The 19,932-nt window shown below is 45.4% G+C and carries 17 protein-coding genes; 15 read left to right on the top strand and 2 right to left on the bottom strand.

The window, feature by feature from the left end:
- Positions 1-30: 30 nt before the first annotated feature.
- Entirely contained in the window at positions 31-2,508 is a 2,478-nt protein-coding gene (locus tag JHD69_RS06425) for a hybrid sensor histidine kinase/response regulator (protein ID WP_199138498.1), read from the top strand.
- On the opposite strand, the gene JHD69_RS06420 is transcribed toward JHD69_RS06425, so the two are convergent.
- Together JHD69_RS06420 and JHD69_RS06415 are read right to left on the bottom strand one after the other, a co-directional pair.
- On the bottom strand, positions 2,493-3,812 hold the full coding sequence (locus JHD69_RS06420; protein WP_199138496.1) for a sigma-54-dependent transcriptional regulator: 1,320 nt from the start codon (positions 3,810-3,812) through the stop codon (positions 2,493-2,495). The two genes, JHD69_RS06425 and JHD69_RS06420, sit on opposite strands and share 16 nt — an antisense overlap.
- A gap of 90 nt (positions 3,813-3,902) precedes the next feature.
- Positions 3,903-4,226, bottom strand: coding sequence for a hypothetical protein (locus tag JHD69_RS06415; RefSeq protein WP_199138494.1), 324 nt, complete (start codon positions 4,224-4,226; stop codon positions 3,903-3,905).
- Positions 4,227-4,445: 219 nt separating this feature from the next.
- On the opposite strand from JHD69_RS06415, the gene JHD69_RS06410 reads away from it, so the two are divergent.
- From JHD69_RS06410 to JHD69_RS06345, 14 genes are all read left to right on the top strand, one after another.
- The gene (locus JHD69_RS06410) at positions 4,446-5,612 is read left to right on the top strand and encodes an amidohydrolase family protein (RefSeq protein ID WP_199138491.1); all 1,167 of its coding nucleotides are present in this window, start codon (positions 4,446-4,448) and stop codon (positions 5,610-5,612) included.
- An 11-nt stretch (positions 5,613-5,623) separates the two neighbouring features.
- Complete coding sequence (locus tag JHD69_RS06405; RefSeq protein WP_199138482.1) at positions 5,624-6,589, top strand: D-2-hydroxyacid dehydrogenase family protein; 966 nt, start codon at positions 5,624-5,626, stop codon at positions 6,587-6,589.
- 12 nt (positions 6,590-6,601) lie between these two features.
- On the top strand, positions 6,602-7,546 hold the full coding sequence (locus JHD69_RS06400; RefSeq protein ID WP_199138480.1) for an NAD(P)H-dependent flavin oxidoreductase: 945 nt from the start codon (positions 6,602-6,604) through the stop codon (positions 7,544-7,546).
- A gap of 60 nt (positions 7,547-7,606) precedes the next feature.
- The gene (locus tag JHD69_RS06395; RefSeq protein ID WP_199138477.1) at positions 7,607-7,891 is read left to right on the top strand and encodes an acylphosphatase; all 285 of its coding nucleotides are present in this window, start codon (positions 7,607-7,609) and stop codon (positions 7,889-7,891) included.
- Between the two features lie 114 nt (positions 7,892-8,005).
- Entirely contained in the window at positions 8,006-9,505 is a 1,500-nt protein-coding gene (locus JHD69_RS06390; protein WP_199138475.1) for a lipopolysaccharide biosynthesis protein, read from the top strand.
- Positions 9,506-9,508: 3 nt separating this feature from the next.
- Complete coding sequence (gene dut, locus JHD69_RS06385; RefSeq protein ID WP_199138473.1) at positions 9,509-9,943, top strand: dUTP diphosphatase; 435 nt, start codon at positions 9,509-9,511, stop codon at positions 9,941-9,943.
- Positions 9,944-10,035: 92 nt separating this feature from the next.
- Positions 10,036-11,733: a tetratricopeptide repeat protein gene (locus JHD69_RS06380; RefSeq protein ID WP_199138471.1), complete on the top strand. Its 1,698-nt coding sequence runs from the start codon at positions 10,036-10,038 to the stop codon at positions 11,731-11,733.
- Complete coding sequence (locus JHD69_RS06375; RefSeq protein WP_199138470.1) at positions 11,711-12,502, top strand: DUF4292 domain-containing protein; 792 nt, start codon at positions 11,711-11,713, stop codon at positions 12,500-12,502. The genes JHD69_RS06380 and JHD69_RS06375 overlap by 23 nt, the downstream gene beginning before the upstream one ends.
- Before the next feature lie 20 nt (positions 12,503-12,522).
- A complete protein-coding gene (locus JHD69_RS06370; RefSeq protein ID WP_199138468.1) occupies positions 12,523-13,800 on the top strand; it encodes a murein hydrolase activator EnvC family protein in 1,278 nt (425 codons plus the stop codon).
- Between the two features lie 82 nt (positions 13,801-13,882).
- Positions 13,883-14,197, top strand: a complete 315-nt coding sequence (locus tag JHD69_RS06365; RefSeq protein ID WP_233165745.1) for a Sec-independent protein translocase subunit TatA/TatB — start codon at positions 13,883-13,885, stop codon at positions 14,195-14,197.
- 40 nt (positions 14,198-14,237) lie between these two features.
- Positions 14,238-14,435, top strand: coding sequence for a Sec-independent protein translocase subunit TatA/TatB (locus tag JHD69_RS06360; protein ID WP_199138463.1), 198 nt, complete (start codon positions 14,238-14,240; stop codon positions 14,433-14,435).
- Between the two features lie 37 nt (positions 14,436-14,472).
- Positions 14,473-15,897, top strand: coding sequence for an Asp-tRNA(Asn)/Glu-tRNA(Gln) amidotransferase subunit GatA (gene gatA, locus JHD69_RS06355; RefSeq protein WP_199138460.1), 1,425 nt, complete (start codon positions 14,473-14,475; stop codon positions 15,895-15,897).
- Between the two features lie 121 nt (positions 15,898-16,018).
- Complete coding sequence (locus tag JHD69_RS06350; RefSeq protein WP_199138458.1) at positions 16,019-17,416, top strand: lytic transglycosylase domain-containing protein; 1,398 nt, start codon at positions 16,019-16,021, stop codon at positions 17,414-17,416.
- A gap of 192 nt (positions 17,417-17,608) precedes the next feature.
- Positions 17,609-19,927, top strand: coding sequence for an NADP-dependent malic enzyme (locus tag JHD69_RS06345; RefSeq protein ID WP_199138456.1), 2,319 nt, complete (start codon positions 17,609-17,611; stop codon positions 19,925-19,927).
- The last annotated feature ends 5 nt before the right edge of the window (positions 19,928-19,932 follow it).

Genomic DNA, 19,932 nt, shown 5'->3' with positions numbered 1-19,932 from the left:
CTAAGGGTTATTTAGCGTGAAACAATTTTAATGCAGACCAATATCAAAAGGCGTTTTTTTACGGTAGCAAAGAGCAAAGTGGTGATAGGCTTCTTATTGGCTTGTTTTGCGCTTTTAACAGCTTGGGCCATCAGCAGGTTTGCCTTTAAGAAGATGCTGCGCACCGTTGAAGAGATTTCGGCACCGAACGAGCGCCTCAAAATGGTAAACCAGTTGTCGCACAGCATTTCAAAACTCGACCAGTTGCAACGCGACCAGGCTATCAACAACAAGGGAAAGAGCGCCGAATTTATCAGGGAATCGCGCGCTTCGCGTGGTAATTTAGATAGCTTGGCTAAGCTCTATGCCAAAGACAAGGCCCAATTGCGCCGCATCAGGTCTATTAAAAGATTGCTTGATGATAAAGACCAGCAGTTTGTGATGTACATGCAAGTACGCGAAACCCTGGTCAATACCAAATCGTTTTCAGAAGAAGTAAGCAAGCTGAGCGATCTGATTGCCCAGCGCGGCCAACAACGCGATAGTGCGCTGCTGACTACCGAAACGTCTACTTCGACTACCATTGTAGCGCCCGAAGAGGAGAAAAAATCGAGGGGATTTTTAAGCAAGCTGTTTGGCAAGAAGAAATCAGAAGTCTATAAAATCATCAACGAAGAATTTAAGATCAAGCGCGATACCTTAAATACGCAGGTAGAAGATAGCATTGCCAACCACATCGACACCATTTTAAGAACCATTGAAACCGAGCAGAAAGAAAAAAGCGCCAGGTTTTTGAAAAGGGAAGCCGATTTGGCTACGGCCAGTACGCTGATTACCACCCAAATGCTCAATATCCTGAAAGAGGTAGAGGCAGATGCGGTAGCGCAGGTAGACCTGAAAAACAACCAGGCCAAAGCCGTCGTGAATAAAGGCGCAGGGCAGATTACGGCTTTGCTGATCGGTTTTTTCTTCCTGACCATTGTGCTGGTGTACCTCATCCTAACAGATATTGCCAGCATTAACCGCTACCGGAAGGACCTCGAAACCGCCAAAGACGAGGCCGAATACCACAGCAAGGCCAAGCAGCGCTTCCTTTCTAACATGAGCCACGAAATCAGAACGCCCCTGCAGTCTATTTTAGGCTATGCCGAACTGATTGCACAACAGGATAAGCCGAACCAAAAAAATGTGGATGCCATTTACCAATCGGCAATGCATTTATTGCAGATTGTAAATGAGGTGCTCGATTACAACCGTATCATTTCGGGCGAGTTTACTTTTAGCCAACAGGTGTTTAACGTAGGCAAGGTGCTTGACGAAGTGGTAGAGGTTATGCGCCCATTGGCCGAGCAGAAGCAGGTTGGCTTGGTTGCAGCCTTTGACTTGGATGGCGTACAGTATGCCTTGGGCGATGCTTTTAGATTGAAGCAGATTTTGTTCAACCTGTTGGGCAACGCCATTAAATTTACGGTAGAAGGCCAAATTAACTTCGACCTATCGCTAAAAAGACATGGCGATTTTGTGCATTTCAACTTTGTGATCAAAGACACGGGCATTGGTTTTGACGAAGCACACATCCAACGGATCTTTAATGAGTTTGAACAGCTAGAAAGCAACGAAAAATACATCCATAACCAAACCGGAACGGGTTTGGGCTTGGCCATTGTCAAATCTTTGGTAGAAAGCCAGGGTGGCCACATTAACGTGAAGAGCCAAAAAGAGAAGGGTACTACCTTCACTTTCCACCTGAAATATCGGCATGCCGAAAAACCCGAAAACGAACTGGAAGCCATTGGCCAAAACCCCATTGTCAATACCGGCAAAGTATGGATGATAGACGATGACCAATTGATTTTAGAGCTCTGCGCATTGATTTTCGAAAAACACGATATCCCTTATCAAACCTTTAACACGGCACAAGCCATACTCAATGCCGAACACAGCGATGTAAATTATGTGCTCATTGATATGCGCCTGCCAGAAATGTCAGGCTTGGAACTGCACCGCATCCTGAAGCATAAAATGCCTTCGCATGTTAAGTTTTACGCCATTACGGCGCAGGTACTGCCCGACGAACAGCAGGCTATTTTAGCCGAAGGATTTAATGGGTTGATTACAAAGCCTTTTAAAACAGAAGACCTCTTGTCTATTTTCGAAAGAATGATGGTGATTGAAGAACAGGTAGCGTTTGATGTGAGCACCATTGAAAAGATGACTTTGGGCGATCAACAATTGCTGCAAAGGATACTGAACCAGTTTCAGGCCGATTGCCAGCAGGATAGCGCAATGCTTAAAGAAAGCATCGAAAAAGACGACAAAGCCAATTGCCGACTTATTGTACACCGTTTGGCCGGACGTACTGCGCAGGTTGGGGCTGCCGCGCTGGCGGCAAAGTTCAGAAAGCTGGAGCTTGTAATAGCAGAAAGCCCGCAAGTTGATGAGAAGATAAAGAATCAGGTCAATAGCCTTATTGAAGAGCTAAATCAGTTGCTGGTAATGATCGATGAAATAGATTATTCGATGCCGTAGCGTTCCATTTTGCTGTAAAGCGTTTTCCTGTCAATATTAAGCAGCTTGGCCGCCTTTGATTTATTGAACCTTACTTTTTGTAAGGTTTCGGTAATGAGCTGTTTCTCGTTTTGCTCGTTTACGGCTTTGAGGTCGGTGCTGCTGTTTTTCGACAGCTGGCTTACGGCCATTTTCATTTCGTCGGGCAGGCTTGCCATTCCGGCCGTTTGACCAGGGCTTAAAAGCACCATTCTTTTGATCACGTTTTTGAGCTCGCGCAAATTGCCTGGCCAATCGTAATCCAGCAACAATTGTTTGGCATCGGGTTCAATAGCCTGTACGTTCCGGCTCAGTTCCTTGTTGCTTAGCGTAATAAAGTGGTTGATAAACAGTTCCAAATCCTTGCCTCGATCTCGCAAGGCAGGCAATTGTATCTTAAACTCGTTTAGGCGGTGGTAAAGGTCTTCCCTAAATTCGCCTTGCTGGATGCTGTTGGCCAAATCGTCGTTGGTGGCGGCAATGATCCTCACATCTACAGGGATGGCTTTTGTACTGCCAATAGGCTGAATAATACGCTCTTGTAGGGCCCTGAGTAGCTTTACCTGCACTTCGTAGCTCAGGTTGCCCACTTCGTCTAAAAACAAAGTACCCCCATTAGCGGCCTCGAATTGTCCTTTTTTATCGTTCAGTGCACCGGTAAATGCACCTTTTGTATGGCCAAAAAGCTCGCTGCCGGCCAAATCTTTCGATAAGGTGCCACAATCGATGGCGACAAAAGGCTTGGTGCTGCGCTTGCTCTGCAGGTGCAGGGTTTTGGCAATATGTTCTTTGCCGGTGCCGCTTTCGCCCTGTATAATCACCGACATATCAGTTGGAGCTACCAGGGCAATGTGCTGATGCAGTTTTTCGGCTACTTCGCTTTTGCCTTTAATAAAGTTATCGTCTGTGGCCACAGGTTCTGCTTCATCTTTGGCCAGCGAGTTTTTGATAACCATCAGCAACTCGTCAGGGTTTACCGGTTTGGTAATGTAGTCGAATGCACCCAGCTGTATCGATTTTACGGCAGTACGCACATCGTTAAAGCTGGTCATTATGATGGTAGGGGTGGCAATGCCTTTTTCGCGGGTATATTTGAGCACGTCGAGCCCGGTGCCGTCGGGCAGGCGATAATCGACCAGCAACAGCTCGAAATCCTGTTCGCCAATTAGTTTGTACGCCTGTTTGGTATTTGATGCCAATAAGACCTCGAAACCACTTTTGATTAAGAAGCCTTCAATAATTTGCGCAAAAGTGGAGTCGTCTTCAACAATCAGGAATTTTGACATGATACAAAAATAACAAAAGCCAGATAAATCTGGCCTTTGTTAAAGTATAATTGTGTTTTCTGCTATTCAATTATGCTGTTGATTTTTTAGCTATTCAACAGGTTTACCGTCTTTGTCAAGTTTGATAGAACCGGTTTCTTGTTCTTTCTTCACATCGATTTGGTACCACTCTTTTTTGGCTTTTTCGTCTTTGACCAAGAAAGCAGCAGTAGCTGTCCAGGCTTTGTAAGGCTCAGAAGCCAAAGTAGTTTTTATGCCTTCTGGCAAATCTTCCAATTTTACCGGCGTTTTGGTTACGCTGTCTTGAACGGTAGTAACGATTTCGATTGGGTTTGATTTTGATTTTGCTTCACTTGCTTGTGCTGCCGAAAATCCTGCGAATGCTAACGTAGCGGCTAAAAATAATTTTTTCATAACTGTATTTTTAAATTAGGGTTTTGAAATAAATAATTATACTGAGCTATAGCGCATAATGGTGCCAAAAGAAAAATTATTTTCAATTAACTGATAATCAGTATAATAAATTTATTGATGAGGTTTGCTGTTGTAGCGTTTCTCTACAACTTGCTGATTTTGTCGTCAAAAAACAGATAAACTTCTTAGGTTTCGAACAGAATGCGCTTAATTTGTGGCATGCAACATTACATTTCGGCCGACTGGATTTTTCCAGTTGAAACAGCTCCTGTCCAAAATGGTGTAATTGGCCTTGATGTCGATGGAACCATTACCGCCGTGCTCACGCCCGAACAAGCTCAAGAAATGAAGCTTGAAGGCATTGTTAAGTATAAAGGAGCCATTATTCCGGGTTTGGTTAACACCCATTGCCATTTGGAGCTCTCGCACCTGTTCAAGAAAATCGACGAACATACCGGCCTGCCCCAGTTCATCAGACAGATTTTGGCCTTGCGTGCACAGCCCGAAGACGAAATAATCGAGGCTATGCAAAAAGCCGATGAAGCCATGTATGCCAATGGCATTGTTGCCGTCGGCGATATTTCCAATCAACTGGATTCGAAACCTATTAAACTGCAAAGCAAAATCTATTACCATACCTTTGTTGAAGTTTTTGGCTTCAGCAGACCAGCTGCACCGGTAATAGAAGCTGGCCTAAAACTAAAGGCCGATTTCTTGCCTCTCAAGGCTTCTGTGGTGCCCCATGCGCCATATTCGGTTTCTTCAAGTCTGTTTGCCGAAATTAAAAAGAACCATACCGAAGATGATATCTTGAGCATTCACAACCAGGAAACGGCTGGCGAAAACGAACTTTTTAGCAAGGGAACAGGTAAATTGGCCGATTTTTTTGCTAGTGTAGGCATTCCTCCACACGAAGCACAGGCCTCGGGCCAGAATGCAATCCGCTACCATTTGCCTCAGCTCAACCAAACGTTAAATACGCTGTTGGTGCATAATACCATGAGCGAGCTGGAAGATGTGCAATTTGCCGAACAAGCACATGCTAATTTGTATTGGTGCCTTTGCCCTAATGCCAACCTGTACATCGAAAACTGCTTGCCCAACGTAGCAATATTTAAAGAGCAGCAAATAGCTTTAACTTTGGGTACCGATAGCTTGGCCAGCAACCATCAGCTTAATATTTTGGCCGAAATGAAAACCCTGCAAGACCGTTTGCAAATCCCTTTAACCGATTTGTTGCAATGGGCAACTTTAAATGGCGCCATGTTTTTAAATATCGACTCAACTTTTGGAAGCCTCAAAGTTGGCAAAAAGCCAGGCCTGAACCTGGTGCAGCTCTCGGCCGATTTTAAGCTGGAAAGCGACCAGGTTCAACGTTTATTTTAATGAGATAGACCATGAAGATAGCCATATTAGACGATTATCAGGATGTAGTTAAAACCTTGGCTTGTTTCGAATTGCTGGGTGGCCACGAAGTACAAATCCTGAACGATACCGAAAAAGATCCGACTTTGCTTGCCACCAAGTTGCGGGATGTAGAAGCATTGGTGCTGATCAGAGAGCGGACAACCATTACGGCTGCTTTGCTTAAACAGCTGCCCAACCTGAAGCTGATTAGTCAGACAGGTAAAATAGCCGGACACTTGGATCTGGAAGCCTGCAACAGCTATAACGTGGCCGTGGCCGAAGGCGTGGGCTCGCCGGTAGCCCCTGCCGAACTAACCTGGCTCCTTCTGATGAATACCCTGAGACAGCTGCCCAATGCCATTGCCGCGATGAAAGCCGGAAACTGGCAAACCAACATGGGCACCAGTGTTTATGGAAAAACCATTGGTATATGGGGCTATGGCAAAATAGGCAAGCTGGTAGCCAATTACGCCAAGGCTTTTGGCGCCATGGTTTTGGTTTGGGGAAGCGAACAGTCGCGGGCCAATGCCATAGCCGATGGCTTCGAAGCCGCTCCTAGTAAAGCCGTTTTTTTTAGCGAAGCCGATGTGGTTACCTTGCACCTGCGTCTCAATGAACAGACTATGGCCATCGTGAAAGCAAGCGACCTGGCCCTGATGAAGCCTACCGCCGTACTGATCAATACCGCGAGGGCCGAACTGCTAGCAAGTGGCGCGCTGCTCAAATGCCTAAAAGCCGGCCGATCTGGTTTTGCCGGTATCGACGTTTATGAAAACGAACCCGTTAAAAATGCTAATTTTGAATTGTTAACGCTTCCCAATGTAGTGTGTACCCCACATTTGGGCTATGTAGAGCAAAACAGCTACGAACTGTATTTTGGCAAAGCCTTCGAAAACGTGGTCAACTATAGCAAAGGCAGGCCAACACATATTGTAAATCCGGAAGTACTTAAATAAAGTAAATCAAACATGAACCCCATCTGCAAACTATTCAACATCAAATATCCCATCATACAGGCCGGAATGATCTGGTGCAGCGGCTGGAGGCTGGCTTCGGCGGTTTCGAATGCTGGTGGATTGGGTATTATAGGCGCCGGGTCTATGTATCCGGAAGTTCTTCGCGAGCATATCCGAAAATGTAAGGTGGCTACCGAACATCCATTTGGGGTAAATGTACCTTTGCTTTATCCCAATATTCAGGAAATTATGGATATTTTGGTAGAAGAGGGCGTAAAAATTGTATTTACCTCGGCAGGTAATCCTGCCACCTGGACATCTTTTTTAAAATCGAATCAAATTACGGTAGTCCATGTTATTGCCAATACCAAGTTTGCGCTCAAGGCAGAAGCTGAAGGTGTTGATGCCATTGTGGCCGAGGGTTTTGAGGCCGGCGGGCACAACGGGCGCGAAGAAACTACCACCATGTGCCTTATCCCGATGATTGCCAAGGCCGTAAAAATTCCGGTAATTGCTGCCGGGGGTATAGGCAGCGGACGCGCCATGTTGGCGGCCATGGCCTTAGGCGCGGCTGGGGTTCAAATAGGATCGGCTTTTGCCGTAGCCAAAGAATCGTCGGGCCATCCCAACTTTAAAGCAAAAATTATCCATGCGGCCGAGGGCGATACCAAATTGAGGCTGAAAAAACTGGTGCCGGTACGCCTGCTCCAGAATGAATTTGCGGCTGCGGTTGGACAAGCCGAGGCCGATGGTGCCAGCACCGAACAGTTGGCCGCGCTCTTGGGTAGGGCCAGGGCAAAATTGGGCATGTTTGAGGGCGATATGGAACAGGGAGAGCTAGAAATTGGGCAGGTTTCGGCTATGCTGGATGAAATTAAGCCTGCAGCACAAATACTAAACGAAGTTTGGGAAGAGTTTTTGCTAGAGAAAAAAAGATTGCTAGAAATGAATTTTTAACCCAGTTTATAGTTATTACTTACTAACCAACCAACAACGAACCAACCAACTAATAACGAAATGAAACATATCAATATAAAAGTTACAGGTAAAGTACAAGGTGTTTTCTTTAGGGCAAGTACCAAAGCCGTAGCCGACCAAATGGGCGTAAAGGGTTGGGTAAAGAACCAAAAAGACGGGAGCGTTTACATCGAAGCCGAAGCCAGTGAAACCATACTGGGGCTCTTTTTAGATTGGTGCAAGGAAGGCCCCGAAAAATCGGTAGTAGAAAATGTAGAAGTAGCCGATGGAGAAATTAAAAATTATCGCAACTTTGAAGTTATCAAAAAGAATCTGTTGTGGTAAAACTGATTAACGATTTAGCTTGACGGTTTACGATTGCAAAAAGTTCGAGCCTAATCTGAAATCCAAAATCTAAAATCGTCAATCTAAAATCGTCAATCTAAAATCTAAATTACATTGTCTGTATATAAAAAATTTATTGGTCAAACCGCTGTTTATGGCATAAGTACGGTCCTTTCCAGGCTGTTCAACTTTATCCTTACCCCAATTTACACCAGGGTTTATCCCAAGGGTGTGTATGGAATTTTTACGAACATCTATGCCAATGCTTCCATCATCAATGCCATTTTGGCCTTTGGTATGGAAAGCACCTATTTCAGATACCTCAACAAGTTTGAAGACAAGAAACAGGAGGTATACAACAATTCGTTCCTTTGTATTGCCTTTGTTTCTACCTTGTTTCTGTTAACCGGTATCGTGTTTAACGAACAGATTGCCGGCTACCTAGCCAATAAGCCCAGCGAAATACCCGATTATAAGCAGTATGTTAATTTTTTCCTGTGGATCTTGTTCATTGATGCCATCAGCGTTATCCCCTTTGCCAAACTGCGTGCCGACGAAATGGCCGTTCGCTACAGCGTAGCCAAATTTCTCAATATCGGCTGTTTTGTAGGGTTTAACCTGTTTTTTATCTATGGCGTTCCGGCAATTATTAAGCACCATTGGTTAGGTGCCGATTGGCTGGCTACATGGTACAGGCACCATTGGGTGGGCTATGTGTTTATTGCCAACCTTATTGCCAGTATCGTAACCTTTATTTACCTGATTCCCCAATTTTTGCAATTGCAGCTTAGGTTCGATAAAAAATTGTTTGCGGCCATGTTTTCCTACAGCTGGCCAATTTTAGTGGCCAATCTTTCTTTCATTGTTAATGAGAACTTGGATAAGATTGTGTTGAACAAACTGTTGCCCCCTGCGATTGCCAACGGCGAAGTGGGTATTTATGGAGCCGTATGCAAAATTGCTATCTTTCTGAGCATCTTTATTACGGCCTTTAGGCTGGGCGCCGAGCCTTTCTTTTTCAGTCATGCCAAGCACAAAGACGCCAAGAATACCTATGCCACCATTTTGCAGTACTTTGTAATTGCTTTGGCCATTATTTTTGTGGCACTGATTGCCAATATCGAAATCCTTAAATATTTCATCAGTCGAGACGAAAAGCACATTGCCGAGTTTTGGGTAGGCTTGCCTGCGGTACCTTACCTGTTGCTGGGCTATGTTTGCCTGGGCATTTACATGAACCTTTCGGTGTGGTACCGTCTTTCAGACCAAACCCGTTTTGGCCTGTACATTTCGGTAGCTGGTGCCGTCATCACCATCGTACTCAACTTTGTGTTGATCCCGAGGTTCAGCTACATGGGCTCGGCGTGGACCAGCATGCTGGCCTATTTTGTGATGATGGTTTTATCGTATGTATTGGGACAGAAATATTATCCGATACCTTATAACCTGAAAAAGATTTTGGCTTATTTGGTAATTTCTACCGCCATTGTATTCTCCTCGTTTTTCATCTTTCACCGCAATATTTATATCGGCAATGCCATGCTCGTCGTTTTTATTGCAGGTATTTATTATGTAGAGAAAGACGGCTTAATGAAAATCTTAAAAAAAGGCTAGCCCATGTTAAACATCAAGATCATCAACCACTCAACCCATCCTTTGCCGGCTTACGAAACCGAACATGCCGCGGGTATGGACTTAAGGGCTTTCATTAATGAAGCCATTACGATTAAACCTTTGCAGCGTATTTTAATTCCAACGGGTTTACACATCGAGTTGCCGGTAGGCTACGAAGCGCAGATCAGGCCCAGAAGCGGACTGGCCTTTAAGCACGGCATAGGCATTGTCAATTCGCCGGGAACCATTGATGCCGATTACCGTGGAGAAATCAAGGTGTTGCTGGTTAACCTGTCTGACACTGATTTTGTGGTGAATGATGGCGAGCGGATTGCCCAAATGGTAGTAGCCCAACATGAAACCGTTAGTTGGCAACTGGCTACCGAACTGGGTGATACCCAACGTGGGGCAGGAGGCTATGGCCATACGGGAAAATAATTAATGATTGAATGAAGGAATTTTGAAGGCCAGAATGGAAAGGTTAAACCCACTCGATCATTCAAAATCCACGCATTCAAAACTAAATTGGTATGAAATTTAAACTTGTTTGGGTATTGGTTTTTCTCTGTTGCGCCCTTACGAAGGCGCAAGAACCTGTAACGCTTCCTTCGAGAGAGAACAATGCCGTTAAGGAACTGTTTTTTGCGGGGTTGAAAGAAAAAATGGCCGAAAATTATGCCAATGCCAACGTTAGCTTTAACAAGGTGGTGGCCATGGACGCCAAAAACCATGCGGCTTATTTTGAATTGGCTTCGCTTAATCTGCGTCAGAACAAGTTGTTGGATGCAGAAGTGGCCATTAAAAAAGCCATCGCCCTTAACCCCGGAAACGTTTGGTATCTGAAACTGCAATCGGAGATTTACAAGCGCAACGGCAACATGGAAGCTTTGATACCGGTGCTCGAACAATTGGTAAAGCTCGCTCCAGAAACCGAAGAATATTATTTCGACAAGGCCAGTGCATTGGCCATTGCCGGCAAAACCGAAGAAGCCCAGAAGGCCTACGATGCCGTAGAAAAGAAATTTGGCTCGTCAAAAGAGCTGGCCCTAGCCAAGCAGCGCATTGCCGTGCAGGGCAAAACCCCGGCAACCGACGAAGCCCTGAACAAGATGATTAGCGAGGGCCCTGCCGATGTCAAAAACTACCTCTATTTAAGCGGCATCCTTTTAGAAAAGAACAAACAGGCCGAGGCGCTGGCGCTCTTGCAAAAAGCCAAGGCACTAGAACCCGATAATTACGAAATAGGCCTGGCCTTGGCCGATGTTTATCAATCGCAAAAGAACAACGAACTGGCTGTAGAAGCCTTAAAGAGTGCATTTGCAAATCCGGCGATGCCCGTGGCCAATAAAACCAAGATTATCAGTGCCATGTTGGCCAAATTTAGCAATCCGAGTATAGCTAAAGATGCTACGGTTTTGGCTCAAACGGCTTTAAAGGCGCATCCTAACGAGCCAAAGCTCCTCCTGCTCTATGGCGATGTATATTACCAGCAAGGCAGCCTCAATCAGGCCAAAGCGCAGTACATGGCCGCTTTAAAGCTGTCAGATCAGCTGTATATGGCCTGGGAAAAGGTATTGAGCATCCAAACTTTACTGGGCCAATACACAGAAGCCATTAAAACCGGCGATGATGCCTTGGCCATTTATCCCAATCAGGCCATTTTATATTATTACAAGGCCTTTGCATTGCATAGAAACGGGCAAAATGCCGAAGCCGCACTGGAAATCAAATCGGCTTTGCAGCTAGATGCCGACGACAATAGCTTAAAGGCCATGATTTTTGCCCTGCAGGCCGAGGTTTTTATAGATCAGGCCAAGCTCAAGGAGGCCGATGCAGCTTTCGATAAGGCCATTTCGCTTGATCCGGCCAATTATTTGACCTTGAGCAATTATGCCTATTATTTGGCGTTAAGAAATCAGAATTTAACAAAAGCCGAACAACTGGCGGCCAAGGCGGCGGCGGCACTCCCGCAAAATGCATCCATCGCCGATACTTATGCCATGGTACTGCTTAAACAGGGCAAGTACGAACAGGCGCTTAACTGGATCGAAAAGGCATTGCAAAACAATGAGGCTTCAAATCCTGTTTACCTAGAGCACTACGGCGATATCCTTTTTCTGAAAGGAGAAACAACCGCCGCGCTGGAGCAGTGGCAAAAGGCCAAGCAGGCAGGAAATGATTCCGATAAACTAAACAAGAAAATCAATGAAAAGAAATATATTAAGTAGCCTATTATTGGCATTGGTGGTTTTTGCGACGGGCTGCAAGACCAAAAAGATTATTGTGGCCACACCTCCGGTTAGTCAGGAGCAACCCGCCCAACCCGATAAAAAGCAGGACAACCTTAACCTGCTTAAGGGAAAAGACCTTTCTTTTAATACCCTGGCCTTAAAAGGCAAGGCAAAGCTTGACATTAATGGCGAGGAGAATAACGTAACTATCAATCTCCGGATACAGAAAGACCAAAAGATCTGGGCAATCATTACGGCAGCCGGTGGCATTGTTGAAGTTGCCAGGGCGGTAATTACGCCAGATAGTTTGCTCTTGCTCAATAAGCTGGAAAAAACCTATACCCAAAAGCCGTTCAGCTATATCTACAACTTTACCAACAAGCAGATCAGTTTTGGCTTGTTACAGGCCATATTTGCCGGCAATACCATTCCCGAGTTTATGAACATGGATGCCAATCTGGTTCAGGAAAACGGTGTATGGGTGCTGAGTGGCAACAGTGGCGACCTGGCCTATCGTACGCTCTTTAACACCTTGCTCAAACCATCAGAAGTTACGTTGAACGATGCCAAGGCTGCCCAAGCCCTCAAGGTAAGCTATGGAAAATATACACCGGTAAACAATGCACTGTTCCCATCAAGCGTTAAAATCAATACGATGTCGGGCGAGAAAAAGATCAATATTGAGATCGAATTCACTAAGATAGAGAGCGATGTGCCGGTAGAGTTCCCTTTCAACGTCCCTAAAAATTTTAAGGTTATCAACTAAATTTTTATATTTTTGGTGCAATGAAGTTAAACAAGTTACTCCTTTCCCTGCTGTTAACGGGCCTATGTTCAACCGGTTTTGCACAATCGAGCAAAGAGCTGATCAAAAAAAAAGAAGCCCTGCAGAGGCAGATAGAATTAGCCGAAAAAAACCTGAATAAAACCGCTAGTGGCAAGAAACTAACGCTGACCGAGATCAACACGATCAAGGCCCAGGTACGTTTAATGCAGGATAAAATCTCTACCATTAATTCGGAGATGAAAAATCTGGACCAGCAGATTACCGAAAATACGGGTAAGGTGCATAACCTGCAAAACCGCTTGAGCGATTTGAAAAAGGAGTATGCCAATATGATCCGCTTTGCGCAGCGCAACCGCAACTCGTACGATAAGATGATGTTTGTTTTTGCGGCCAGCGACTTCAACCAAGCCTACAAGCGCATCAAATACCTGCAGCAGTTTGGTCAGTACCGTAAAAAACAGGCCGCCTATATACAAGGAACCGAAAAAGACCTGAGCAATCAGATTGTGGTACTCGACAAAGACTTAAAGAACAAAAACAGCCTGCTTAAAGAACAGGTAAGCGAAAAATCGAAACTCGACAAAAAGAAGATAGAGCAAACCGTAGTGCTTAACCAATTGAGCAAACAGGAAAAACAGTATAAGCAAGACATCCAGAAGAAAAGGCAGCAACAGGAAGCCATAAGCAGGGAAATCAGGGCAGCCATTAACAGAGAGATTGCCGCCGCCAAGAAAAAAGCCGAGGAAGAGGAAAGGGAAAGAGAGCGGATTGCCGCAGCGAAAGCCAAGGCCGAAAACAGACCGGCACCGGCTGCTCCGGCAAAACCTAAGTCGGCAACAACCAGCGAAATGTTGAGAGCAACTCCAGAAGCTGCCAAATTATCTGCCGCTTTTGAAAATAATAGGGGTAGTTTGCCTGCGCCGGTAGCTACGGGTTATATTGTGCAGCGCTTTGGTTCCTATAAAGTTGACCAGGCTACGGCAAATAGCGATGGCGTAACTTACAACACGGCAGAAGGCACTGCTGTGCGCGCAGTTTTTAATGGCAAGGTTACATCGATCAGCCCTTTCCAGGGACGTTACTTTATCCTGATCAATCATGGCGAATATTTTACGGTTTATTCTAACCTCAAAAGCGTTAGCGTATCCAAAGGCGAAACCGTAACAACCAAGCAAGTTATAGGTGTAGTGGGTGATAGCAATGGTGTAGGAGAGCTCGAATTTCAGGTAAGGAAAGGCGATAAGGCACAAAATCCGGAAGGTTGGATTGCGCGTTAAACCTTTAAGAACTAATATTTGTCTATATTTGTATAAAAATTGATTAAAGATGTATTCAGGGGTGTTATTAGAGTTCCTAAACATGGGGGGCGGCGAGATTGCCATCATTATGGTGGCCATACTTTTGTTATTTGGAGGTAAAAAATTGCCTGAATTGGCAAGAGGCCTCGGAAAAGGTATCAGAGAGTTTAAAGATGCGTCGGAAGGTGTCAAGCGTGAAATCCATCGGAACATAAATGCCGTAGATATAGACAAGGAATTGAACGAAGAGGCAGAGATTGAGAAAAATGCGGCGCGCCACCATCCAACAGAAGAGGCCACTGCAGAAACAAGCGAAGCCCCAGCCAATGAGCCAACGGCAACCGAACCCCACAAGGATAAGGAAACCTACTCATAGGCCATAAAATCAGACTTAAAAAACTTAATATAAAAAAATCATGGTACAACCAACAATTCTTGCCGGCTTAGGCACACCAGAGATCCTTTTGATTATCGCTGCTCTTTTGTTGCTTTTTGGAGGCAAGAAAATCCCTGAATTGATGCGCGGTTTGGGAAGAGGCGTAAAAGAATTTAAAGACGGTAAAGACGGGTTAGATTCGGGCGGCAACCCAACTAACAGAGACGAAAAAAACTAATTTAATTTACGCTACCTAATTCTTTTAAATCCAAGTCTTGAAGAAATTTGCTTCACTAGCCGAGATACGTGCAAAGCTCGACCAAAAAGAGCTTGATTTACAGGAATTATTGGCCTATTATTTCGAGCAGATAAGCATTCATAAACACCTCAATGCGTTTAATGAGGTGTTTTTTGATTCTGCCACGCAGCAAGCTGACACGGTACAGCAAAAGCTAGCTAACGGAACGGCAGGCAAACTGGCGGGCATGGTTATTGGCATCAAAGACAATATCTGCTATGCCGGTCATGAAGTCACTGCCTCTTCTAAAATGCTCGAAGGCTTCATTTCTCCTTATTCATCAACGGTAGTAAAACGCCTGTTGCAGGAAGATGCCATCATTATTGGCCGCTTGAACTGCGACGAATTTGCCATGGGCGGCTCTAACGAAACTTCTTATTTCGGTGCGGTAAAAAACGCAGCCGATGAGGCAAGGGTATCGGGCGGTTCCTCGGGCGGGTCGGCGGTAGCCGTACAAGCCGATATGTGCCTGGCAGCTCTGGGTACCGATACTGGCGGTTCGGTTCGTCAACCGGCAGCCTTCTGTGGCAACATCGGGTTTAAGCCAACTTATGGACGAATTTCTCGCTATGGCGTAATTGCCTATGCCTCTTCCTTCGATCAGGTAGGTACCTTAACCAGTTCGGTTAGCGATGCCGCTTTGTTGCTCGAAGTATTGGCAGGCGCCGATGAAGAAGACAGCACCGTAGCCACGCTTGCAGTGCCTCAATATGCGCAGCATTTAAGGCCACTGGCCCCCAAAAAAATTGCCGTGTTGCGGGAAACCATTGATAACGAAGCCCTTGATCCCGAAATAAAACAGGCCATACTCGCCAGTTTGGAGCAATTCAAAAGCCTGGGCCACGAAATTGAGTACGTATCGTTTAACCTGCTCGATTACCTGGTGCCAACCTATTATATTTTAACCACTGCCGAAGCCTCTTCTAATCTTTCGCGCTTTGATGGTGTCCATTATGGCCATCGCAATACCGATGCCGAAAGCCTGAACAGCCTTTACAAGCTGTCGAGAGCTGAAGGTTTTGGTGAAGAAGTGAAACGCAGGATCATGTTGGGCACTTTTGTGCTTAGCGCTGGTTACTATGATGCCTATTACCAAAAGGCACAGCAGGTACGTCGCTTAATTAGGGAAAAGATAGAAGAACTGTTAAAGACCTACGATTTCTTGTTGAGCCCGGTTACGCCTACACCGGCCTTTAAAATGGGCGAACATAGCCAAGATCCCTTGGTCATGTACATGGCCGATATTTACACCGTGCTGGCTTCACTGGCTGGTATTCCGGCAGTTGCCTTGCCTTTGGGCAATAACCAGGCGGGTTTGCCGTTAAGTGTTCAGTTAATGACCAAACATTTTAACGAGCAGGAGCTACTTTCCCTGTCGCATAGCTTTTTAAATAAAAATTAGGACTAGCCGTTTCGGCGGTATTGGATAGGCCATGCTCATGGCATTCATGGGCAAACCGAATAAAATTGATGCCGGATTTCCTTGCGGAAGTTTCCGTCATTTAAAACCAAATAATAAGCTGATGAAAAAAATCGTACTATTTGCGTTAAGTTTAGTGGCATTTTTCAATGCAACAGCCCAAAATCCGATCAGAAATAACCAAAACGATTCCTTGTTCAAGGCCGTTACGACTAATTTGCCCCACGATACCGTTGCCGTACCTTTCATAGACAAGCCCCTGTTTTATAACCAGAACCTGGTTTATAAGCTGCGTTTGGATTCGATTCAAAAAACGGTTCCATTAAGCTATAACGAATATGTACAGAACTTTATCGACATCTACAGTCGGCGAAAAGACATGATGGGCAAAATGCTCGGGCTGTCTAACTACTATTTCCCCATCTTCGAAAAAGCGCTAAAAGCCTACAACATTCCGGCCGAAATTAAATACCTGCCCATTATCGAATCGTCTATGAGTCCGCATGCCATTTCAAGGGTGGGTGCCACAGGCCTTTGGCAGTTTATGTTCGGCACTGCCAAAGCTTACGGCTTAAACATGGACAATTTTGTAGACGAGCGCAAGGATCCAATCCAGGCCAGTTATGCCGCGGCGGCCTATTTCAGGGATGCCTACGAAGAATTGGGCGATTGGCTGCTGGCCATTGCGGCCTATAATTGTGGCAAAGGCAATGTAACTCGGGCCATTGATAAGGCAGGTTCGCGAGACTTTTGGGCCATCAGGCCTTTCCTGCCCAAAGAAACCAGAGATTATGTGCCGGCTTTTATTGCCACGGTGTATGTAATGAACTATGCCAATACGCATAATATTGCCATGCAGACCTCGCCAATTACGCTTAAAACAGATACCGTTCATGTGAGCCATTTTGTAGCCCTGGCCGATTTGGCAAAGGCTATGAACTACGAAGAAGAAACCTTGGTTGGACTAAACCCTTCGTACAAGAAAAAAATCGTTAACGGAACCGCAGAATTGCCTAAGCGCATCATCATGCCTAAGGTAGAACAAGAAAGCTTTGCCAAAATTTACGAGGTTTTAAATAACGATATCGAAATGGATCGTGAGGTGGTTTTGGCCTCCACAGACGACGTGCGGGAGCTTCGCAAGAAAGCACCGGTACAAAAGGCAGTGGCCAAATCTAATTACCATAAAGTTAAACCCGGCGAGAACTTGGGCGCTATTGCCAATTTGTACGGCGTAGAAGTGCAGGATCTTAAGGTTTGGAACAAGTTGCCCAGCAGTACGATTGTTCCGGGCCAAAAGCTAAGGATTTACGGATCCGCCCTCGAACAGGCCAAGCCTGCGGCCAAAGCGAGCTTCATTAACTATAAAGTAAAGGCTGGCGATACCTTGTCGGGCATTGCCGAAAAATTTGACGGCGTAAACGTGGCCCAGATCAAAAAAACAAATGGCCTTAAAAAAGCAGTCTTGCAACCGGGTATGGTGCTGAAGATTAAAAGCTAGTTCGGGGCCTCATTTCAGAGTCCGATTACCTGGTATTTTTGCCTAAATCTCTCCGTAAAAATACCTGTTTCGATACTTTTTGAGCGCGGAGAACTGTAGTATAATTCGCTGTACGTACGTGTGATAACAATTAAAAAACAGTTACATTAGGACAAAATAATTGTAACTTTGACCGTTACCAAACTGTACTGTATGAGCAAAACGAACAGAAAACAAGACGCTTTAGATTACCATTCCCAAGGCCGGCCGGGCAAGATCCAGGTCGTACCTACCAAACCTTATTCATCGCAAAGAGACTTGACCTTGGCTTATTCGCCGGGCGTAGCAGAGCCTTGTTTGAAAATAGCTGATCACAAAGAAGACGTTTATAAATATACAGCCAAAGGCAATCTGGTAGCCGTAATTAGCAACGGTACTGCGGTGTTGGGCCTTGGCGATATTGGCCCCGAAGCGGGTAAGCCCGTGATGGAAGGCAAAGGCTTGTTGTTCAAGATTTTTGCTGATATCGATGTATTCGACCTTGAGCTTGATACCAAGAATGTCGACGACTTTGTGAAAATCGTAAAGGCATTAGAGCCAACTTTTGGTGGCATAAACCTCGAAGATATCAAAGCGCCAGAATGCTTTGAAATTGAGCGCAGGCTAAAAGAAGAAATGAACATTCCGGTGATGCACGACGACCAGCACGGTACCGCTATTATTTCGGCGGCCGCCTTGCTCAATGCTTGCGAACTGCAAAAGAAAAAAATGGACAAGATTAAAATCGTGGTAAACGGCGCCGGCGCCGCAGCCATTTCTTGTTCGCGTTTATATGTGGCATTAGGCGCCAAAAAAGAAAATATAGTGATGTGCGACAGGAGCGGCGTCATTCGTAATGACCGCGCCAATCTCGATCCGATCAAACAAGAATTTGCTACCAGCAGAAACCTCAATACCTTGGCCGAATCGATGAAAGATTCGGATGTGTTTATCGGGCTTTCTTCGGCAGATTGCGTAACTGCAGACATGTTGAAGTCGATGGCCAAAAACCCGATTGTTTTTGCCATGGCCAATCCCAATCCCGAAATTGCCTACGATTTGGCTATCAGCTCGCGCAAAGATCTGATTATGGCTACCGGCCGCTCAGACTACCCCAACCAGGTAAACAACGTACTGGGCTTTCCTTATATTTTTAGGGGCGCATTAGACGTAAGGTCGACCAGCATTAACGAGGAAATGAAGATCGCGGCGGTTCGCGCTATTGCCGATTTGGCCAAAAAATCGGTGCCAGAAGCTGTAAACATGGCCTACAATGCCAAAAACATCAAGTTTGGCAAAGATTATATCATCCCTAAGCCAATGGATTTCCGTTTAATGACCAATGTGTCTATGGCGGTGGCAAAGGCCGCTATCGACAGTGGTGTGGCCCGCAAAACCATTACCGATTGGGATGCTTATGCTGAAGAGCTGAAACGCCGCCTGGGCATGGACGATTCGATTATGCGTGCCATTACCAACAAGGCCAAGCAGGCGCCAAAACGTGTGGTGTTTGCCGAAGCCGATAACTACAAGATTTTAAAGGCCGCGCAAATTGTAAGAGACGATAATATTGCCATTCCTATTTTGTTGGGCAACAAAGAAGTAATCCAGCAGATTATTGAAGAAAATGCCCTCGATTTGGAAGGCGTACAGATCGTAGATCCGGCTCTGGAGCCTGAAAGAATGAAAAAATATGCCGAATCGCTCTACCAAAAACGCCAGCGCAGGGGAGTTACCTTGTTCGAGGCCAATAAGTTCATGCGCGATAGGAACTATTTTGGCGCATCGATGGTCGAGTTTGGCGAAGCCGATGCCATGATTTCAGGCTTGACCAAAAACTATGTATCAACCATTAAGCCCGCTTTGCAGGTAATTGGTACCGAAGCTGGCGTAAACCGCGTGGCTGGTATGTACATGATGATGACCGAAAAAGGGCCAGTATTCTTCGGCGATACCACGGTTAACGTAGATCCAACGGTTGAAGAACTGGTAGATTTGACCCTGCTGCTCGAAAAATCGGTGGGCAAATTCAATATCCAGCCTCGCATTGCCTTGCTTTCGTACTCCAATTTTGGGTCAAATGAAGGCGAAGTGCCTGAAAAAGTGCGTAAAGCAGTAAAAATATTACACGAAAAACACCCCCAAATCATTGTAGATGGCGATATGCAAGGTAACTTTGCAATTAACAACGCTATGCTAAAAGATAATTTTCCTTTTAGTAGATTAGCAGATGCACCCGCAAATACATTGGTTTTTCCTAACTTGGAGTCGGGCAATATTGCCTATAAGCTCTTACAGGAGTTGGGCGGGGCCGAAGCCGTTGGACCAATTTTGCTGGGCCTTAAAAAGCCGGTGCACATTGTGCAGCTGGGCAGTTCGGTAAGGGAAATTGTAAATATGATTACCATTGCGGTACTCGATGTCCAGGCCAAGGAAGAAGATGCTAATCCGGTAAAGAGAAGGGGAATATTAAACAGAATAGCTAAAAAGTAAACGCT

Source organism: Pedobacter sp. ASV12, from assembly GCF_016429155.1.
In the GTDB taxonomy this organism is placed as follows: Bacteria; Bacteroidota; Bacteroidia; order Sphingobacteriales; family Sphingobacteriaceae; genus Pedobacter.
Note: the sequence above shows the minus strand (reverse complement) of the source record. Positions and strands in the feature narration are given on the sequence as shown.